15 protein-coding genes and 1 pseudogene are annotated in these 18,484 nt (G+C 54.1%); 3 read left to right on the top strand and 13 right to left on the bottom strand.

Annotated features, from left to right (window positions below):
- Window positions 1-78: 78 nt before the first annotated feature.
- From AC3G2T_RS24105 to AC3G2T_RS24090, 4 genes are all read right to left on the bottom strand, one after another.
- Window positions 79-1,770 carry an ABC transporter substrate-binding protein gene (locus tag AC3G2T_RS24105; protein WP_488437168.1) on the bottom strand — a complete coding sequence of 564 codons (1,692 nt, stop codon included), beginning with the start codon at window positions 1,768-1,770 and terminating at the stop codon, window positions 79-81.
- A 96-nt stretch (window positions 1,771-1,866) separates the two neighbouring features.
- Window positions 1,867-3,654: a sensor histidine kinase gene (locus tag AC3G2T_RS24100; RefSeq protein WP_488437167.1), complete on the bottom strand. Its 1,788-nt coding sequence runs from the start codon at window positions 3,652-3,654 to the stop codon at window positions 1,867-1,869.
- The gene (locus AC3G2T_RS24095; protein WP_488437166.1) at window positions 3,629-5,245 is read right to left on the bottom strand and encodes a response regulator; all 1,617 of its coding nucleotides are present in this window, start codon (window positions 5,243-5,245) and stop codon (window positions 3,629-3,631) included. Before AC3G2T_RS24095 ends, AC3G2T_RS24100 begins: the two co-directional genes overlap by 26 nt.
- Before the next feature lie 133 nt (window positions 5,246-5,378).
- Entirely contained in the window at window positions 5,379-6,389 is a 1,011-nt protein-coding gene (locus AC3G2T_RS24090) for an endo-1,4-beta-xylanase (RefSeq protein ID WP_488437165.1), read from the bottom strand.
- Between the two features lie 251 nt (window positions 6,390-6,640).
- Between AC3G2T_RS24090 and AC3G2T_RS24085 the strand changes: the two genes are divergently transcribed.
- The gene (locus AC3G2T_RS24085; protein ID WP_488437164.1) at window positions 6,641-7,615 is read left to right on the top strand and encodes an aldo/keto reductase family protein; all 975 of its coding nucleotides are present in this window, start codon (window positions 6,641-6,643) and stop codon (window positions 7,613-7,615) included.
- 256 nt (window positions 7,616-7,871) lie between these two features.
- Here the strand turns inward: AC3G2T_RS24085 and AC3G2T_RS24080 are convergent, their stop codons facing one another.
- The 8 genes and pseudogenes from AC3G2T_RS24080 to AC3G2T_RS24045 all read right to left on the bottom strand — a co-directional run.
- Complete coding sequence (locus AC3G2T_RS24080; RefSeq protein ID WP_474684745.1) at window positions 7,872-8,951, bottom strand: GerAB/ArcD/ProY family transporter; 1,080 nt, start codon at window positions 8,949-8,951, stop codon at window positions 7,872-7,874.
- Window positions 8,952-8,965: 14 nt separating this feature from the next.
- Window positions 8,966-9,190 (bottom strand): hypothetical protein, encoded by a 225-nt coding sequence (locus tag AC3G2T_RS24075; protein ID WP_474684744.1) that lies wholly within the window; start codon window positions 9,188-9,190, stop codon window positions 8,966-8,968.
- A complete protein-coding gene (locus AC3G2T_RS24070) occupies window positions 9,187-10,413 on the bottom strand; it encodes a Ger(x)C family spore germination protein (RefSeq protein ID WP_488437163.1) in 1,227 nt (408 codons plus the stop codon). Before AC3G2T_RS24070 ends, AC3G2T_RS24075 begins: the two co-directional genes overlap by 4 nt.
- Window positions 10,410-11,990: a spore germination protein gene (locus AC3G2T_RS24065; protein ID WP_488437162.1), complete on the bottom strand. Its 1,581-nt coding sequence runs from the start codon at window positions 11,988-11,990 to the stop codon at window positions 10,410-10,412. The genes AC3G2T_RS24070 and AC3G2T_RS24065 overlap by 4 nt, the downstream gene beginning before the upstream one ends.
- A 392-nt stretch (window positions 11,991-12,382) precedes the next feature.
- Window positions 12,383-13,165, bottom strand: a complete 783-nt coding sequence (locus AC3G2T_RS24060) for an ATP-binding cassette domain-containing protein (protein WP_488437161.1) — start codon at window positions 13,163-13,165, stop codon at window positions 12,383-12,385.
- A 22-nt stretch (window positions 13,166-13,187) separates the two neighbouring features.
- Window positions 13,188-13,964, bottom strand: coding sequence for an ABC transporter permease subunit (locus AC3G2T_RS24055; protein ID WP_488437160.1), 777 nt, complete (start codon window positions 13,962-13,964; stop codon window positions 13,188-13,190).
- A complete protein-coding gene (locus AC3G2T_RS24050) occupies window positions 13,961-15,019 on the bottom strand; it encodes an ABC transporter substrate-binding protein (RefSeq protein WP_488437159.1) in 1,059 nt (352 codons plus the stop codon). The genes AC3G2T_RS24055 and AC3G2T_RS24050 overlap by 4 nt, the downstream gene beginning before the upstream one ends.
- A gap of 667 nt (window positions 15,020-15,686) precedes the next feature.
- Window positions 15,687-16,532, bottom strand: a pseudogene (locus tag AC3G2T_RS24045) (aminotransferase class V-fold PLP-dependent enzyme); the annotation flags it as partial.
- 287 nt (window positions 16,533-16,819) lie between these two features.
- On the opposite strand from AC3G2T_RS24045, the gene AC3G2T_RS24040 reads away from it, so the two are divergent.
- Both AC3G2T_RS24040 and AC3G2T_RS24035 read left to right on the top strand, forming a co-directional pair.
- Window positions 16,820-17,617 carry a VCBS repeat-containing protein gene (locus AC3G2T_RS24040; RefSeq protein WP_488437158.1) on the top strand — a complete coding sequence of 266 codons (798 nt, stop codon included), beginning with the start codon at window positions 16,820-16,822 and terminating at the stop codon, window positions 17,615-17,617.
- A gap of 201 nt (window positions 17,618-17,818) precedes the next feature.
- The gene (locus AC3G2T_RS24035) at window positions 17,819-18,142 is read left to right on the top strand and encodes a transporter (RefSeq protein ID WP_488437157.1); all 324 of its coding nucleotides are present in this window, start codon (window positions 17,819-17,821) and stop codon (window positions 18,140-18,142) included.
- Window positions 18,143-18,304: 162 nt separating this feature from the next.
- On the opposite strand, the gene AC3G2T_RS24030 is transcribed toward AC3G2T_RS24035, so the two are convergent.
- Window positions 18,305-18,484, bottom strand: a 180-nt coding sequence (locus AC3G2T_RS24030; protein WP_488437156.1) for a hypothetical protein, incomplete at its 5' end; no start/stop codon positions are given.

Genomic DNA, 18,484 nt, shown 5'->3' with positions numbered 1-18,484 from the left:
CCAAGACTTGCTTGTCTTTTTCCGGTAAAAAGACGCCGGGCACTTGCCACACCCGCCCGTGCCCGGCGCCCCGTGACGCTATTTGGACCAATCGCCTGCCGCGCGGGCCTGCACGATTTTGGTGACGAACGTTTCGTATCCTTTTACGTCCAATTTGTTCATTTGCGCCGTGTAATCGCCCCACAATTTGTCGAATTTGTCAGGCGCGGCGAGAATCATTTCCGGGTAATATTTTTTCTGGACATCGCTGCTTTTTTGCCCGAAAATTTGTTCCGGCGTGCCCTGGCCTTTGTTGATGCTCCATGCGGGATACCAAGGGCGTTCGTCCGGCGTGCTCAACAAATCGGTAAACACTTTCGCGTTGTAAGCTTTCAATATCGTTTTGTCGCCGTCGGTGAAATTTTTCTCGGCTACCGAAGGCTGCTTGTTCGGATCGAACGCATTGCCGTCCTTGAGCACGGAGGAATTGCCGTAGCGCGGCCAGTTCCAGGCGAAATCCTTAAGCCCGAAATCCTCATAAAACTTGGGATCGGCGACTTTGGCGATTTGCTCGTCCGTGCGGTAAAACTTCCCTTTGTCGTCGACTTCATAGGTTTGGCCTTTGATGCCCCACTGCATCAGCACCTGGTTGTCTTCTTTCAGTAGGTTGTCCCAAAACTTGACGATGCGAACCGGGTCCTTCGCGCTTTTGGTAATCGCGACGCCGCGGTTGTTCACGAAGCCCGGGGGATCGAGGTACTGGTCCTTCGTGCCTTTATCGAACACGATCGGCAGCGGCATGTAGCGCTTGTCGTCGATACCGGCTCTTTTCAGATTGTTGCGGGCGTCGCCCACCTGCCAGTCGTATGCGAAGTAGCCGATCACACGGCCGGAAGTCAATTTGGCCAAATATTGATCTTTATTCATCGTGAACGACTCTTTGTCGAACAAGCCTGCGGCGTTCATGTCGTTCAGCTTTTTCACCCAACGCTTGGTGATGTCGTCCACGGCGTACACTTTCGCTTCGCGCGACTTCATGTCGACGATCACGTCGCCGTCGTTCGGATAGCCGGCCAGATGCATCGGCGGATTCGTAATCGTAAAAAAGTTCGTGTCATAGGTCAGCATCGAGAACCCGATCGTATCCTTGCCGTCGACCTGCGGATGCTTGTCCTTGTACTGCTTGATCAAATCGAAGTATTCGTCAAGCGTCGTCACCTTCGGATAGCCCATTTCCTTGAGGACGCCGCGCTGAATCCAGAACGCCCCTTGATCGACGTTCGGGTTGGCGATGTAGCCCTGATTCGCGCTGAAAGGAAGATGATAAATTTTACCGTCTTTTTGCTTCATTTTGTTAAAATACGGGCCATACACGCGCTTGATGTTCGGACCGTATTTCTCAATCAGGTCGTCCAGCGCTATGAACGCTCCGGCGTCTAAAAACTTGTCGATTTCGCCCTCCGGCTGAATAACGTCCGGGTATTCGTTGCTGGCGATCATGACGCCGGCTTTGGTCTTCGATTCGCCGACCAGCTTCTCCAGCTTGAAATTGACCCCCGTCTGCTTCTCCAGCTCTTTGCCGATCGGCGTCTCGTTCGTATTGATGTTCTTGCCTGCATTAAAAATAAACATCGAAAATGTAACCGGCGCCTTGTCGTCCGCCGAAGCAGCCGTGCCGCCGGGGCCGGCCGCCGCGCCCGAAGCGCCGGGCTTGGCCGTATCCGCACTGCCGCAAGCGCTTAACGAAAGCGTCAGCAGCAAGCCGGCCGTAAACCATTTTAACTTCTTCATCCTGGTTGAAACTCCCCTTTCAAACGATTCGCTGTAAGCACTTTCATTATAAAGAATCGCTATTATTTTGATTACCCGGCAAACTTTAGCATCTTCTTAGGAAAGCATAGATGCCGCATCCGCGCAGTCGCGGTCAGCCGGAATCGAGATCGTAACGGCCGTCCCACGGCCGTATTCGCTGGAAATAGCGACTTGAGCGCTGCTGCCGTAATACAGCTTCAATCGCAAATAAGCGTTCTTCATGCCGACGTGCTCCTTGACCTCTTCGCCGCTCATCATGTATGCGTGCAAGGAAGCGAGCTTCTCCGGAGGCATGCCGATCCCGCTGTCCGACAGCGTGAACAGCAGCCGTTCGGCGCTGCGCTGCGCCTTCAACTCGATCATGCCCTCGCCCTGCTGCGGCTCGATGCCGTGAATGCTGGCATTCTCGATGAACGGCAGCAGCGTCATTTTCGGAATCGTGCAGTCGTAGACCGATTCGTCCACATCGAAGCGGTAGCTCAGCTTGTCGCCGAACCGGTACCGCTGAATTTCCAGAAAACACAGGATCAGGTCCATCTCATCCCGGAACGTGACCCAATCCCCGCCCCATTCCAGGGAACGGCGGAACATTTTCGCCATATTTTTAATAATTTTGGCCGTTTCGTTTTCCTCTTTGATGATGCTGCGCATGCGGATCGTTTCAAGGGCGTTGAACAGAAAATGCGGGTTGATCTGGCTTTGCAGGGCGTGCAGCTGCGATTGGCGTCGCTTCAGCTCCAGGTCCTTCTTCTGGATATCGGCGATATAGACGTCATCGATCAGGCTTTTGATCTGGACGGTCATCCGGTTGAATTCGCGCGTCAGCTGGCCGATTTCGTCCTTGGATTCATTTTCGCCGATCAGCTCGAAATGTTGGTTTTTCACTTTTTTCATATGCTGCACAATGCGGACGAGGCGGACGTGCAGCGAGCGGCTGATCCAAATAATGAGGAGCGTCGGCAGCAAAATGTTGGCGAGCGCCAAGTAAATGACGAATTCCCGCGACTTGCGCACCGCGTCGAGGACGTGCGAATCGGAGATGAGCACGATGCGCCACCCGTTCAAGTAATTGACGGTGTACTTTTCCTCCAGCACGATCGCATCTTTCGGCACTGGCAGCGTATTGAAGTTGATCTGCCCCCGGCTCCAGTCCAGGCCCGTATCGGTCGAATACTGGATGTCCCCCCTGTCGTCCAGCAGGTAGAGGCGTCCCTGCAATGTCTGGCTGCCGAACAACTGCTTGATGGCGTCGGGGCTCAGGTCGATTTTCAAATATTTGTTGTATGTATTCTGGGAGGCAAAATAATTCATATACCGGATGAGCGTAAGCCCGCTGAACGAGTCCTCCCGAGAGCCGGCGCGAATGACGAGCGGATACGTTTGCCCGGCGCGGAGCGATTGCTGCAAGCTGCGGTACCACGCCTCCGTCCGCGTAACGTCCGTAATCGGATGCACGCCGCCCGAATCGATAATCGTCGGATTGTCGGTATACAGCTCAATCGACGAGATTTCCTTGTAAATCGGCGTATATTTGCTGAGCACTCCCGCGATCTGCGAATTGTACTGGCGGACGAAGCCGATCGCCTCGGTATACTTTTGCTCCAAAGCCTCGTTCAACAAATTATCGGTATAAAAAACGGACGATATCCCGACGGCGTTGTCGATTTTGGCGCGGAAATCGTTTCTCAGCTTTTCCAGATTCAATGAAATATCTTCCATTTTTTGCCTCTTCACGTTATGCGTCGTAATGCTGTAAAAAATGAGATTTGTCAGCAAAATCGGAATGAACACGCACAGCACATACAGCATCAGCAGCTTGTTCCGCAGCCTTACATTGTCAAGTTGAAAGAACCGTTTTTTCATCTGAGCAGCCGCCTCGTTTGGTCAAAAGTTTTTTCCGGTACTCGGATGGAGGGAGTCCTTCAGTTTTTTCGAATTGGGTCACGAAGTAGTCCGCATTGTTGAAGCCGACCTTTTCGGCAATTTCGTAAATGCGCAGGTCCGTTTGCCTGAGCAGCTGCTTGGCCTCCCCGATGCGGATCGACAGCAGAAACTCGTTGAAATACATGCCGTATTTCTTCTTGAACAATTGGCCGACATATACGGGATTCATAAAAAATTCGGCGGCGATGCTTTTGAGATTGATGTTTTCTTGATAATGCTTTTCGATGTAAGCTTTGATTTTGTGGATGCTGCCTTTCGTCTGCTCGCCGCGCAGCCGGTCCATCCATTCGGCGCTTTCCAGCATGAACGCCCGGAACAGCTCGCCAAGCTGCTGCAGGGTAAGCGAGTGGCGGTCCCACTCCAGCATCGGCCTTAACGCAGCCAGCCGCTCAACCGGGCCCTCCATGCTCTGCAGGATGCCGACCGCTTTATGCACGTAACGGTTCAAAATCGCGCGAATCGCGTCTTTGGCCATCGGCTTTGCCGCGAGTTCCGCAAACAGCCGCTGCACCCCCGCGCTGAGCCGGTCCGTATCGCGCTCTTCGGCCGCTTCGACGATCGCATGAAACAAGCTGTCATCCGGCTCTGCGTAGACAAGGGGAACCACCTTCGCCGTCTCGTGAACGATCACCCCTTTCAAGCTCTGCACATACTTGTACTGAAACGCCTCATTGGCGGTCCGGACCGATTGTCCGAGCGACTGTAAATCTTCCACGCCGATGCCGACGTACACGCAGACCGGGTGGCGAAGACGCCGCTCCAGCTCGTTTTGCAGCGCTCCCGCGAACCGCTCCGCGCTCCCTCCATGCTGCTGCAGCATGTCGCTGCCGACGATGAAAGCGCAGTGGTTGCGGCGCAGAGCATACGCGAGCCCGGAGGAACGCCCCGTCAGCGAGCGAAGCGCTTCCGCAACGGTCAACGGGTCGTCGGCCTCCCGGCCTGCGGGCACCCCGCCCTCCGCGCCGACGCCGCGGTTGATTTCCACAATGCCGCAGCGCACGAGCGCGCCTTTGGGGACGCAGACAAGAGGCGCCAGCTCCCGCAGCGCGGCATCCGCATTGCTGCCGCAGGACAGCTGCTCGAACAGGCTTGCCAGGGCCTGCCGGCTCAGCAATTCGCGGCGCCGGCGCTCGGCGCCGATTTGCTGCGCCAGCTTGCGCAGCATTTCCTCCAGATCCTCTTCCTCGATCGGCTTCAGCATATAGTCGCTTACGCCGTGCCGAAGCGCGGTTTGTGCATACGCAAAATCGTTGTAACCGCTTAAAATAATAAACTTGCAAGTGCTTATGCCGCGCGTTTGCACCTGCTCGATGAGCTGCAGGCCGTCAAAAACAGGCATTCGAATATCCGTGATGACCACATCCGGCTGTTCCTTGGCGATGATGTCAAGGGCGTCTTGTCCGTTGTCCGCTTCATAGCAGACGCTGTAGCCGAGCCCTTCCCAGTCGATCATGCCGAGCAGACCCATGCGCACGTAAGGCTCATCGTCAACCAGCAAAACTTTGTACATAGGAGCATCCGTTCCTTTCCTGAAAAAGATGGCAAAGCGAGCCCGGCAGCATGTACCGGGCTCGCGTTCGTTATGTAAGTATCGGCGTCTGGCTCATATTGTACGGGATATCGGCCGATTCGCAAAGGAATTTTTACGCCCGCAGCTGCGCAACCCGGTAAAACGAGCCTTTCGGGGCATGCCCGGCATCAAACAGGAAAGGCCAATTTTTTCTGCCTTGCGCCGGAAAATTGTCGAGCCACGTATAGTCGTCCGCTGCGCCCCAGAACGTCACGGCTGTTATGACGCCCTTGTATTCGTTGAACAACCTGAAAATGTCTTCGTACCGGCGCTGCTGCAGCTCCATCATCGCTTCCGTCGGATGCACGATGTCCGTGCGGCGGTCGTTAAATTCAAAAACGGACAAATCCAGCTCCGTAATTTGCAGCTGCAAGCCGAGCGCCGCGTAGCGCTCGATGGCTTCGCGGATTTCGTCCAGCGGCGGGCCGTAAATGTTCCAGTGCCCCTGCAGGCCGACACCGTGGATCGGCACGCCCTGACGGAGCAGCGACTGGACCAGGCCAAATATTTTCTCCCGCTTCACCGGGTCGGTCTCGTTGTAATCGTTGTAAAACAACAACGCGTCCGGGTCCGCCCGATGCGCGTATTCGAACGCTTTCGCGATATAGTCCTCGCCGATCGACTCCAGCCACCCGGACTTGCGGAGCGTCCCGCCCTCGCCGTCGTCAATCGCTTCGTTGACGACGTCCCACGCGTATACCGCGCCGCGGTACCGCTTCACGACGCAGTCGATGTGCTCCCGCATCCGCTCCAGCAGCACGTCCCTAGCCGCGGGCTTCCCGTCAGCGCCGGCAAAAACCCAATCCGGCGTCTGGTTGTGCCAGACCAGCGTATGGCCGCGCATCTTTTTGCCGTGCTGCGCCGCAAAATCGACAATCGCATCGGCACGCTCAAACGTGTAGCGGCCAGGCTCAGGATGAATCTCGCTAAATTTCATATGATTTTCTGCGGTCAGACTGTTGTAGTGCGTCACAAGCAAATCGGCTTGCGTCTGCAGCGTCTGCGGGCTCACGGCCGCCCCGATATCGAAGCTGCCTGCGAACAGCCGGTATAATGACGGAACTGGCTCCTTGCGATGATCCATACGGTTGACTCCTCCTGAAACGTACAAAATGTCCGGCAGCGCCTTCCGCGCGTTTGGAAAACGCTTGCATTTCTTCAAGTATACCGCTGCGCGCCGCATCCGGTTACCCGACAAATTAAATGCCTTGCTTTGAAAAGTTTAGTTGAGTTACTTTCATCAAGGATACTTAATGAAAACCTTTTGCGTACTTTGCAGAATGCCCGCTTGCATATATAATTTTCACAACCCGGTTTAAGAAAGGATGAGCACCAGTGAAATATAGAAATGTAGGAAAAAGCGGACTCAAAGTGAGCGAAATCGGCCTCGGCAGCTGGCTTACTTACGGTACTGCGGCCGAGCAGCAGGCTGCCGACGCGTGCGTTCGCAACGCGTTTGAAAGCGGAATCAACTTCTTCGATACGGCCAACGCCTACAACACCGGCGAAGGCGAAAAAGCGATCGGAGCCGCGCTCAAGCCGTATGAAAGGTCCAGCTACGTGCTGTCGACCAAAGTGTATTTCCCGATGGGTACAGGCCCGAACGACCGCGGACTTTCCCGCAAGCACATCATGGAGCAATGCGAAGCCAGCTTAAAGCGGCTGGGCACCGACTACATCGACATTTATTTTTGCCACAGGTACGATCCGAACACGCCTCCGGAAGAAACACTGCGCGCTCTGGACGATTTGACGGCGCAGGGCAAAATCCTATATGCCGCCGTCAGCGAATGGAGCGCCGCCCAAATCGCGGATGCTGCAGGCATCGGCAAAAGACTCAACTTGCGGCCGCTCATTTCCAACCAGCCGATTTACAACATGTTCGAGCGCTATATCGAGCGCGAGGTAATCCCCGTGTCCGTTCGGGAAGGCATCGGGCAAATCGTCTTTTCGCCGCTCGCCCAAGGCATTCTGACCGGAAAATACAAGCCCGGACAAGCGCTCCCTGCGAACAGCCGAGCGGCGAACAGCTCGATCAACGGCGTCATCGGCAGCTATTTGAACGATCAGGTGCTGGGCTGCGTGCAGGAGCTCGAGCGGTTGGCCGGCGATCTCGGCATCAAGCTGTCGCAGCTTGCGCTGGCATGGGTGCTGAGAGAGCCGGGCGTCAGCTCCGCCCTGATCGGCGCAACCAATCCGCAGCAGATCGAGGAAAACGTACAAGCCGTGGACATCACGCTTGCACCGGAGACGCTCGAACACATCGAGCGGATTCTCAAGCAGGTGGAGGGCTTCGCCCCGGCCCGCTAAACCGAACAAGGGACCGGCTCCAAGCAGCATTATCTGCCGGGAGTCAGGTCCCTGTTTTTATCAGGCCAGGCGCGCACTCCTAATGCTGCATGACCTGTATGAAGTTAGGTTTTATTTTATCTATGCTGATTAATGCTGAAAATAATCGTTGCCCCTCGAAGAATTTGTAACTGGAATTTCCAATGAACGCATCTTGGTGCCATTTATTCACGCTATAAATCAATTAAAAAACACAGATTTTCCGGTGCTCTTCCGGTCAAGGCTTCCTTCGTCGAAAGAGGTGAATGGCGATAGCCAGCACAGGGATGACGATGCCGTTAAAATAAAAATACGAAGGGGCTGTTAATAAAACAAAGTTTTTTTCTGTTTGGCTATCGCGTAAAAAAAACATGCTGCCGGCCCAGATAAGCATTCCCGTACTCCATACGAGCGGCCGGTACTGTTTTAGTTGGAACAGCTGTTTGAGCCCAGAGGCGATACAGTAATGCAGCACGATGATATCGATAAAGGTCGTAGCGATCAGCACCGTTACATAAATTGTATCCAACCGTTCGACAAAGGTGCCGATCCGGATCGTCCGAACAACTTCCAAAATGGGATAGCCCGAGTAGGTACGGGTTTGTCCCAGTATCAGAGTCGTTGACAATTCGGTGAATAAGCCCGTTAAACCGACGAGCGTCCCGATTATCAGGAGAGTGCGCCCGACCCGGAACCCTTTTTGCAAAGACGGTGCTAAAAATAAGGTCACGATGAACTTCATACCCGCTGCCCATGGAACCATGGATCCCCGCAGGACAGGACCTAATCCGTCCGCAAGTACGGGTTGGATATTGGTGATATTCGCGTTTCTCATGGCCATCAGAAACAAAAAAATCGTCAGTGCGACTGTGACGGGAGACACGATTTCCGCCAGCCGCCCAAGCACTTCCAACCCCATATAGACGGCATAGGAGACGGGAAAGATAAACAACGCCGTAATGACATAGTTCGGGGTATTCGGAAAAAGGGTGTTGTTCAAAAAAAGCATCGTTTCCAACGTATCAATGCACGTTATCATGTAAATCCAAAATAGGATCCACATCGCGATGGTCGATCCCAACCACCGGCCGAAAGCCGTGTGGAGACCTTCGATCAAGGTTAGATTCGGAAACGTCTTCATGAAGCAAACGATGACCGCCGTAATAGCAACGACGCTAAGTATAAAAGTAAGCCCGATCATCCAGGCGTCTCGAACAACAGATTGGCCGATCGCAAATGGATAAATCAGAATGCCAAGGCCAAGGATCTGGAAATAAAGAATAAAACCCAGCTGCCTTTGCGAAATTTGCTGCTGCACCTCGGATCCTCCCTTTACAAGATTTGATACAGCCACTTTGTTAAAGGTCGAAAGATGCCGTTGATCCATCTTAACGGGTCAAACAATTGATTCAACCGCCAGTGAACCATAGCGGCCATAGTCGATCCAAGCACGATCAGGCATGATTGGATGACCCATTCCCGCCGCTCCCCGGTGTGCCACAGGACACGCCATTCGAATAAGAGTCCCAAGATAAAGAGAATACTGAAATAGATCATTCGCCGGATCCCTTCAAATTTAATGTCGGCGGATTATTTCCCGGGGTAAATACTTTCTGAACCGGTTTTGTATTCATACCCGGCCGCTTAATCTCAATCAGAATCGAATATTCCACCCTACAATTCGGAAAAATACTCGGCCACTCGGTGGCGATTTTCCGCCACGCCCGCGGATCTTTTATAAACAGTTTCGTGCCGAACTCTACGGCGTCCGTTTGATTTTTCCGAAGAACAGAAAGCGAGCTTTCCATTTCCTTTTGAATCGCTTCCGATAATTTCTTCTCCAACGAATGTATGGTCTCCGCCGTCAAATCTTTCTGGGTACAAAGCTTTCTGATTACCCCTTCTCCCTTGACGCTCACCTGAAAGAGGGGGGCTGCTTCCGTAAGAACAGGCTTTACCTTGACTTTTGCTTGCTGTACTTCGATCATGGTACGTTCATTGTCTTTCTCACACGGCAGTTCCAACTGCGCCCTCTTGACTTTGTTCAGAAACCAGAGAACCCCTCTGGATTTCGTTCCCGGAATCAATCCGGTCAAACGCCCGCCTTGAAATACCCCAATTCCTTTTAATACCACTTCGCCTGTCGAATTGTTATCTACCCAGGTAAGGATTGACGAATGGGAGGAAGCAAGAAACAGTTGATCAAACTGAAGCTCGCTGCTTTCCAAGGCAATCGACGTGTTGATTTGGTTGAAAATAAGCTCCTGAATTCCTTTTGCGGTGACCGGTTCCACCCCTGTAAAACCGTTCAGCACCTCGGCCGCTGTTCCGCTTGTAACCGCAAGCAGCTGGATACGGCGAAAATCGCGGCTTCTTTCAAAGTATTCCAGGGTTTGTCCGATCCCTTGTTCCGCAAAACCGTTGCCGAACACGATGATGGCGATATGGGAAAAAAACATACGCCGCCCCGATTTCTGAAAAAACTTTTGCATTGCTTCTTCCAGGGAAGGGGCTTGCTCTTCGAGTGTTAAATACCCATTTCCGCCCTCTTGCGCTTTGCCCTTTTGAACTTTTCCCGCTTTTCCCGCGCCGGCACCCGAGGTATCGATGATTTGCACTGTAACGCGCGTTGCCCCGTTCTCTGACCGATCGATACCCATGCCCATAATAATGGACATTTCCTGCAATTCGATCCGATCCCAGCAGCCTGAGGCAATCAAGCACGACAATACGATGATGATCCCACGCAATAACTTGTGTGGAAGCCAAAGTTTCTTCATGCCCGATCATCCTCTTGGCCGGTGTCCTGGAGGATGATCGAGCGACTTCGTCCCCGTACTGTGTTCTTCGTTTCGAACATTTGCGGTCTCTCTTTCATCTTCCACCACGGCGCACGAATAAACACATCCTTCATGTCAGCACGGATATATGGCGCAACGGGGGACAAATAGGGCACGCCGAAAGAACGCAACGACACCAAATGGGTAAGCAGCATCAATAAAGAAACAACGATGCCATACAAACCGAATGTGCTTGCCATCACGACAAAAGGGAATCGCAGGAAACGGATAGACGTGCCGAGGTAATAGGAAGGAACGGTAAAGGAGGCAATTCCGGTTAATGCCTCGACAATAACCACTAACGGGGACACGAGCCCCGCGCTGACAGCAGCCTCTCCCACGACGAGCGCTCCGACGATACTTACGGACTGACCGATCCCGCGAGGTAACCGAATTCCGGCTTCGCGCAAAATTTCGAACGAGAATTCCATAATCAGCATTTCGACAAAAGCGGGAAAAGGAACTCCCTCCCGACTTTTGACCAGCGTAATGAGCAAGACAGTCGGAACCATTTCCTGATGATAAGTAACCAATGCCACGTATAATGACGGCGTTAATAAGGACAGCCAAAACGCGCAATGCCGCAGCATTCTGATAGCCGATGCGGTAATGTAGTTTTGGTAATAATCTTCATCCGCCTGTAGCAAGCTGAAAAATGTTGTCGGTGCGAGCATGACAAGCGGGCTTCCGTCCGTCATGATCGAGACGCGCCCTTCCAAAAGAGCGGCTGCCATACGGTCAGGCCGCTCTGTCGACTGTGCGGTCGGGAAAAGGGAGAAAGGGGCGTCCCTGATCAGCTCGTCCAAATAATTTGCATCCAAAATGCCGTCGACTTGGATGTGCTTTAGCCGCTTCCGCGTTTCTTCTACAAAGCCCGGTTTCGTAATACCGTCAACGTAAAGAATAGCAATTTGCGTGTGCGAAACTTTTCCGATCGTCATAAACTCTATTTTGACGCGTGGACTGTTCAGCCTGCGGCGAATCAGCCCAATATTCTTTGTCAAATGTTCTGCAAAAGCCACTTGAGGTCCAATCACAGCCGGTTCCAGATCTGACTTCCCGAGAGAACGCTCATTAAATCCAGCGGCATCGATAACCAATCCTTGCCCGATGCCTTCGGCGATAACCGCTGCCATGCCGTTCCCGATGGCTTGATTGACCTCCTGAATCGTCCCCAATCTCTGGTACGAGGGTGCGGGCAATAGCTGCTCGAGTGTAGACATGTCGAGCCTAGGCTCCCGACAATGGACAAGCGGCTCCACAATGCCTGACTGCACTAATTGCTTATCGATCAACGTGCCAATCCAAATGACGGTTACTCTTGTTTCGCCGACGCGGATTTCGCGGTATTCAACATCGCCGCAGTTTGCCCATATCGACCGGAACAAGCTGCAGGCTTCGTCAAAGCTTACGGGAAGCGGACCCTGATCGTACAGCGATTGATCATCCAACCACGAGATGTCGGGCGTACGTTTCGGTTTTGGACGTCTAAGAAGACGTGAAATTTGAAATGTCATGCACGCATCCCTTTCCTCGATTGGTTATCTAATCCACACGTTTACTTCTATTTTATTCCCAATCCGCAGTTCGATTATCCAACGATAATATTCCCCGCAAGGATTTATGACTCTGCTCCCTCCGAAGAAACTCCACTCAACATTGCCCAAGCAATAGGATTTTGCCGGGGTACTTGCTACGACCGGATTGTGATTCATGGCAACATTCCGAAATGGGCAAATGCACTTCGTGAAGAACTCCGGAAGCATGCAGATGTACTTTTCCAAATCCGTAATACCCATCGTAAAATCTTCCACAAAAATAGGCCTGATTCTATTTCAATAGAACCGAGCCTATTATGATTTAATTCTATTGCTTATTTATTTCACGGCACTCGCCGGCCCGTTTCGGCTTATATGGAATAAGCCAGCTTTTTCTCCTCGGGGACGGGGGCGGCAGCCAAATTTTCTTCTCTGTCCATGACCCGGTTGAGGATCAGGTTTTCGAAATAAGCGAAACCGCTGTCCCGCTCCCTCGGCCGGGCTAGCGTGATGCGCGTGTCGAGGGAGATTTTGCCCTGATCGATCAGGAGCACCCGATCAGCCAGCGCCACCGCTTCGCTGACATCGTGTGTAACGAGGATGACAGTGAAGCCCTGCTCCAGCCAGAGCCGCTCGATCAGGCTCTGCATCTCGATGCGCGTCAAGGCGTCCAGCGCGCCGAGCGGTTCATCCAGCAGCAGCAGGCGCGGATGACTGGCGAGCGCGCGGGCCAACGCGACGCGCTGCTTTTGCCCGCCGGAGAGCACGCTCGGCCACTCGCCTGCGCGTTCCGCCAGGCCGACTTGCCCGAGCGCCTGGGCGGCCAGCGCCCTGTCCTTGCGCGGAGCGCCGACGCGCACGTTGTCGAGCACGGTTCTCCACGGCAGCAGCCGGGCTTCCTGGAACAGGAAGCGCGTATCGGAATGCGCCGCAGCGCCCCTGTCATTGCTCAGCAGAAGCGTGCCCCCCGTCGGTTGATCCAGCCCGGCGATCAGACGCAGCAGCGTGCTTTTGCCGCATCCGCTGCGGCCGACGATCGCAATAAATTCGCCATGCCCGATCGCGATGTCGAGATCGCTTAAGATCGGCTTGCTCCCGAACTGTTTACGCAGCTTTTGGATCTGGATGCGCGTTCCGGTCGATATTTTGCTCATGCTGCTTCTCCTTCCATCTTCATCAGGATGCTTTTTGGAAATTTGGATTCCACCGTAAAAACCTCCGCTCCAGCAGCTTGGCGATCGTATCCGACAGCTTTCCGAGGAGCGCATAGATCAAAATGCTGAGCACGATGATGTCCATCTGCAAATGCTCTCTCGCCTGCATCGCCATATACCCGATGCCGGAATCCGCAGCGACCGTCTCGGCGACGATCAGGGTCAGCCAGGTGATGCCCAGCGAATAACGGACGCCGACGAGAATGGACGGCAGTGCGCCAGGCAAAATGACGTGCGCGTACAGCGAAAACCGTTTTAACCCGTACACTTTGCCCATTTCGATCAGCCCGGGGTCAATGGAGCGGATGCCGTGGAACGTATTCAAGTAGACCGGAAAAAATACGCCCAGAGACACAAGCACCAGCTTGACTTCCTCACCGATGCCGAACCAGATGATGACCAGCGGAATGAGCGCCAGGTGGGGAATATTGCGGACCATCTGGATCGACGAATCGACCAATTTGTCCGCCGTATAAAAAACGGCGTTAACAAGCCCCAGCAGGAAACCAATCCCGCCGCCGATCACAAAGCCGCTAAGCGCTCTTTTGGAACTGACGCCGATATGTTTCAGCAGGTCGCCGCTCTGGACGAGCTTCCAGAAGGTACTCAATACCTTTAGCGGCTGCGGCAAAATATTCGTCGCCAGCGCCCCGCCGGTCGTCAGCACGTGCCACGCCAGCAAAATCACGACGGGAACGATCCACGGGGCGATTTTGTCAAACAAGCCGTTTCGCTTCATGGGTTCTTTAGCTCCCCGTCAAACGCATGACTCCAGGTTGTGCTGACATTCACTTTTTGTTTGAGCAGATTCACGCTTTGAAGCACGTCGGCTACGTCTTGTTCGGAAGCGATCGCCTTGTCGGAAATCGCGACGATGCGCGACGGGCGATGCGCTTCGCCCTCTTTCAGAGTAGCGAGTGCCTGGTCCACGGCCTGCTTCGTATTGTCCGCCGTAATTTCGGCCCACTTCGTCTGGTTATTGCGTGTCCACTCGTAAAATTTGTTCAGGCGCTGCAAAAAATCCACAATCGCCGCATGCCGGCCAGGATCGTCAATCGCCTCGGGGAGCGCTTCGATCAGGAAGTTGCCGGATAAAATATCTTTCGCGCTGGCCAAAGTCGTGGCCCCATTCTGGCGGGCCGAGATAATCGCATTCCCGTAGCTGGCCAGCGCATCGACTTTGCCGCCGACGAGCGCGCCCAATCCGTCGGAAGTCGACAGTTGAACGGGCTTGATATCTTCCCATTTCAGGCCGTTTTGCTGCAGCATTTTGAGCAGAAAATAATGCGCGGTCGTGCTGCCGACATAGGCCACCTGCTTGCCTTTCAGATCGGCGACGCTTTTGATCGGCGAGCCCTTGGGCACGACCAGCTCCTGATTTAAAGTGTTCGCCTCCTGAACCGCAACAATTTTAAAATTGCCGCCGCCCGCAGCCTGCGAAGCAAAAATCGGCGGAATTTCGCTCGTCAGCGCCACGTCCAGATGGCTGGCCGCCATCGCCTCCAGCTGCAGGTTGCCGCCCTGGAACACGCTGAATTCGATTTTGTACGGGGTATCGCGCAGCCCGGCGGCTTTGAACCCGATATCCAGGTTCGCCCATCCCGTCTGGCCGATCCGCAAAGTCACTTTGCTCAAATCGACTTTGGCTCCCGACGCCGAAACGGCTGCAGACGGGGATGCGGAGCTTCGGGACGCGGTTCCTCCCGTCGAGGCGCTGCTCGCGCAGCCCTCCAGCAGAGCGAGAACAAGCAAAAATGCGGTGCCGGAAAACAATTTATGTTTGGATCGTTTCATAGTTCGGATTCGCCCTTTCGTATGCCAGTTCAATTTGTTGTCCTACCTCATTCGTTCGATAAATGGCCTGAGCCAACGTTTCTTCGTTTACCCGAAACGGCAGCCCGCTGACCGCCGCCTCCGGAAGCTGCACGCCTCCCGCAACTTCGGCCGCCACCTCAGCCGCGTCCTTGCCGATGCCGAGCGCTTTCAGCGTAATCGGCAGTCCGAAGCCGTGCAGCAATGCCCCTAACCGCTCGATTTCTTCCCGGGGCTTCCCTTCGAGAATAACTTGCGCGAGCAGTCCGTAGGCGACTTTCTCTCCGTGCAGCGTACCGCGCGTTTCCGGCAAATAGGTCAGGCTGGAGTGGATCGCGTGGGCGATTCCGGCCCGGGCCGCTCCCCCGCTCAAGCTGCCGACCAGACCGGCCAGCAGCAGCACGGCGTTCGTCGTTTCGACGAATGCCGGAGTCACTTCTCCGCTGCCCGCCGTTTCGTAAGCCCGGGGCGCGTGCTGCAGCAGCAGATCGAGCGCCAGCTTGGCCGTCTGCGTCCCGATCCGGACGTCCAGTGCTTCAGGCGCGTCCTTCACGTTGACGCCGACTTCGTACCATTTGACGATCGTGTCGCCTATGCCCGATGCGAGGTAGCGCTTGGGCGCGAGCGCCAAAACGCGCGTGTCGGCCAGCACCAACGCCGGCGAGCGCCTGAGCGGCAAGTAGCCTGTGGAGCGGCCCTCCGCGTCGTACAGCACCGTAAGCGCCGACCAGGCGGCGCAGGTGGCCGCAATGGTCGGGACCGTCACGACAGGCAGGTCGAGCTTGTCGCCGACCGCTTTGGACAAATCCAGCGCCTTGCCGCCGTCCACGATGACGCCGCCGATCGACGTGCCATGCCCGCCGATAAATTTCGTGGCCGAATGGACGACGATATCCGCGCCAAAATCGATGGGACGCAGCAGGAACGGACTCGGAAACGTATTATCCACAATAAGCGGAATGCCGTTCTCGTGGGCGATGGCGGCGACCGCTTCAATGTCGAGGACGTCCCCTTTCGGGTTGCCGATCGTTTCGGCGTAGAGAGCTTTCGTTTTGTCCGTAACCGCTTTGCGGAAATTTTCCGGATTGCCCGGATCGACGAATTTCACCGTAATCCCAAGCTTAGGCAGAGTGGTGGCGAACAAATTAAAAGTGCCCCCGTACAGGCTCGTTGCCGATACGATCTCGTCTCCCGCTCCCGCGATATTCAAAATCGAATAGGTGATGGCAGCTTGGCCTGAAGCTACGCCGAGCGCTCCGGCCCCGTTTTCCAGGGCGGCAATCCTTTGTTCGAACACGTCCGTCGTCGGATTCATAATTCGCGAGTAGATGTTGCCGAATTCCTTGAGGGCGAACAAATTGGCCGCATGCTCCGTATCCCGGAACCCGTACGAAGTCGTTTGGTAAATCGGAACGGCGCGCGATTGCGTGGCGGGATCGATTTGCTGCCCCGCATGGATAGCCAAAGTTTCCGGAGATAATTGTCTTTCTGTCATCAAGCATGACCTCCTAAAATAAAATGAATGCAAAAAAACACAACTCAAAAAGAGGAGCTGTGTTTTCGGTGAACCGATCAACAAATCTTACTTTTCCTATCGGAATTATATAAGCCATCATATCAGCAAATCTTTTCTGCGTCAAATATTATTTTCAACCCGCTGACCCTAGCATAAAAGGCCCGCCGTTTGGGCCGAATGGGCTGGGCCGCTGCACAGGCAAATGGATTCTTGCCCACATAAGATAGACCAAAGCAGGATTGATTTTAGAACAGGAGGGGTTTATTTTGCACGGACCTTTCCATGCCGCCATGGTTGTGCTGGATTCGATGCAGAGCGACGTGACCGGAGACGGAATTCTCGATACCGTGTACTTGCTCGGCCATAGGCCAGAAGGGTCGTCGGAGCTTTTTGCCGACCACATCACGCTCGTCATCGAGGACGGGTACACGAATTACCGGACGGCAGTGAAACTTCCGAGCGGCGCCGGCTATAACGCCAGACTGTTTCTCGGGGATTTTGACCAGGACCGGATCGCCGATATTTGGATCGGCATCGATTCGGGAGGAAGCGGCGGGTACGGCATCTTCTATGTGTACTCGTTCAGGCACAGCCTGCTGCGCCAGCTGTTCGATTTTGAAAGCTACAACGAGGAGTACGCGTTCCGCGTGAATTACGAGGATGGGTACAAAGTGAGCGTGGCCAGCCCGCGCCTTGGCGTGCAGTTTATGATCGACATCAGCACCAAAAGCGCCGATTATTTGTCGCAAATGTACGACGGGCACGGCAAATTGAAAATGCCTGTCCAAGGCGAAGCGTTGGCAATAGGCGCCTTACAGCCGATCGTGACCAACGAAAAAAGCTTGAGCTACGACCTGCTCGCCTTCCAGCGCATCATTGGCACAACGAACGCGGACACGCTGGGCTACGTCGAAAATCTTTTGTCCTGGAAAGGCCAGTCCTTTGTGTCCGCAGCGCTATCCGTATCGGTTCCGGGCACCAAGCTAAACCATCGCGCCGGCGACGGGCCGCCGGATGGCGCTGCTGACTGGAACGATGAAATTCATCGTTCCGTACATCTTTGACGGCCTTTGTCGGCCGGATGCGTGTTCGGATGTCGCAATCATCGTTACGGCCTGCTCGGGGCGATGCAGACATCGATTCAACGGCATTGGCGAAAATTGCCCCGCTGTAGGTATTTGACAGTAGCTAATTGCGCTTTAACAGGCACTTCTCCGCTAATTCAGCATACTATGTGGGAGAAACATGAAAAGGAGTGAATATCGATGGGATTTATGCCGCCTCCAGGACCGCCGGGCCAATTCGGACCTTTCGGACCGCAAGGACCGCAAAGCCCACAGGGAATGCAGGCTCCGACAGCCCCTCCCCCGTCATTCGAGCCGCAGGTTATGCCTTTTGCAGTCGACCCGGGAGCTATCTCCGGTTGCCTGTTTCGCAATACGTACGTCTGGCTCAACAATGGAGAGCAATTCTGGTTTTTCCCTACCTTTGTAGGACGAACATCGGTTTCCGGGTTTAGATGGAACGGCAGGTTTTGGATGTTCTTCGGTATTGATTTGCGCCGAATCAGTTCATTTACATGTTTTTGACGTAAAAATGCCTTGTGATTGCAGTTATGATCACAAGGCATTTTTTTGAGCACATTTTCGCTGCCCGTTAGGCGCATATCCTCCCCCTGCCTATTCAAACTGCCGTCCCCATACGCTTCACCCAAGTTGCAACCGCCTCGTCGTCACCATCTATCCGCATACTCACCATTTATGTGCTATTCCTCCAGCAGCTTCATCTCTTTCTGCCCCAGAAGGATGGCGTACAATAGTTTGTGTACCAAGATCTGGAGTCTTCCAGACAGCAAAAAAGTAGGGTATTCTCGGGATGGCTAAAGTCACCAAGAAAGGAACCCTACTCATGGCAACTATAACAGAAAACAT

This window comes from Paenibacillus sp. sgz302191 (genome assembly GCF_057749925.1).
Note: the sequence above shows the minus strand (reverse complement) of the source record. Positions and strands in the feature narration are given on the sequence as shown.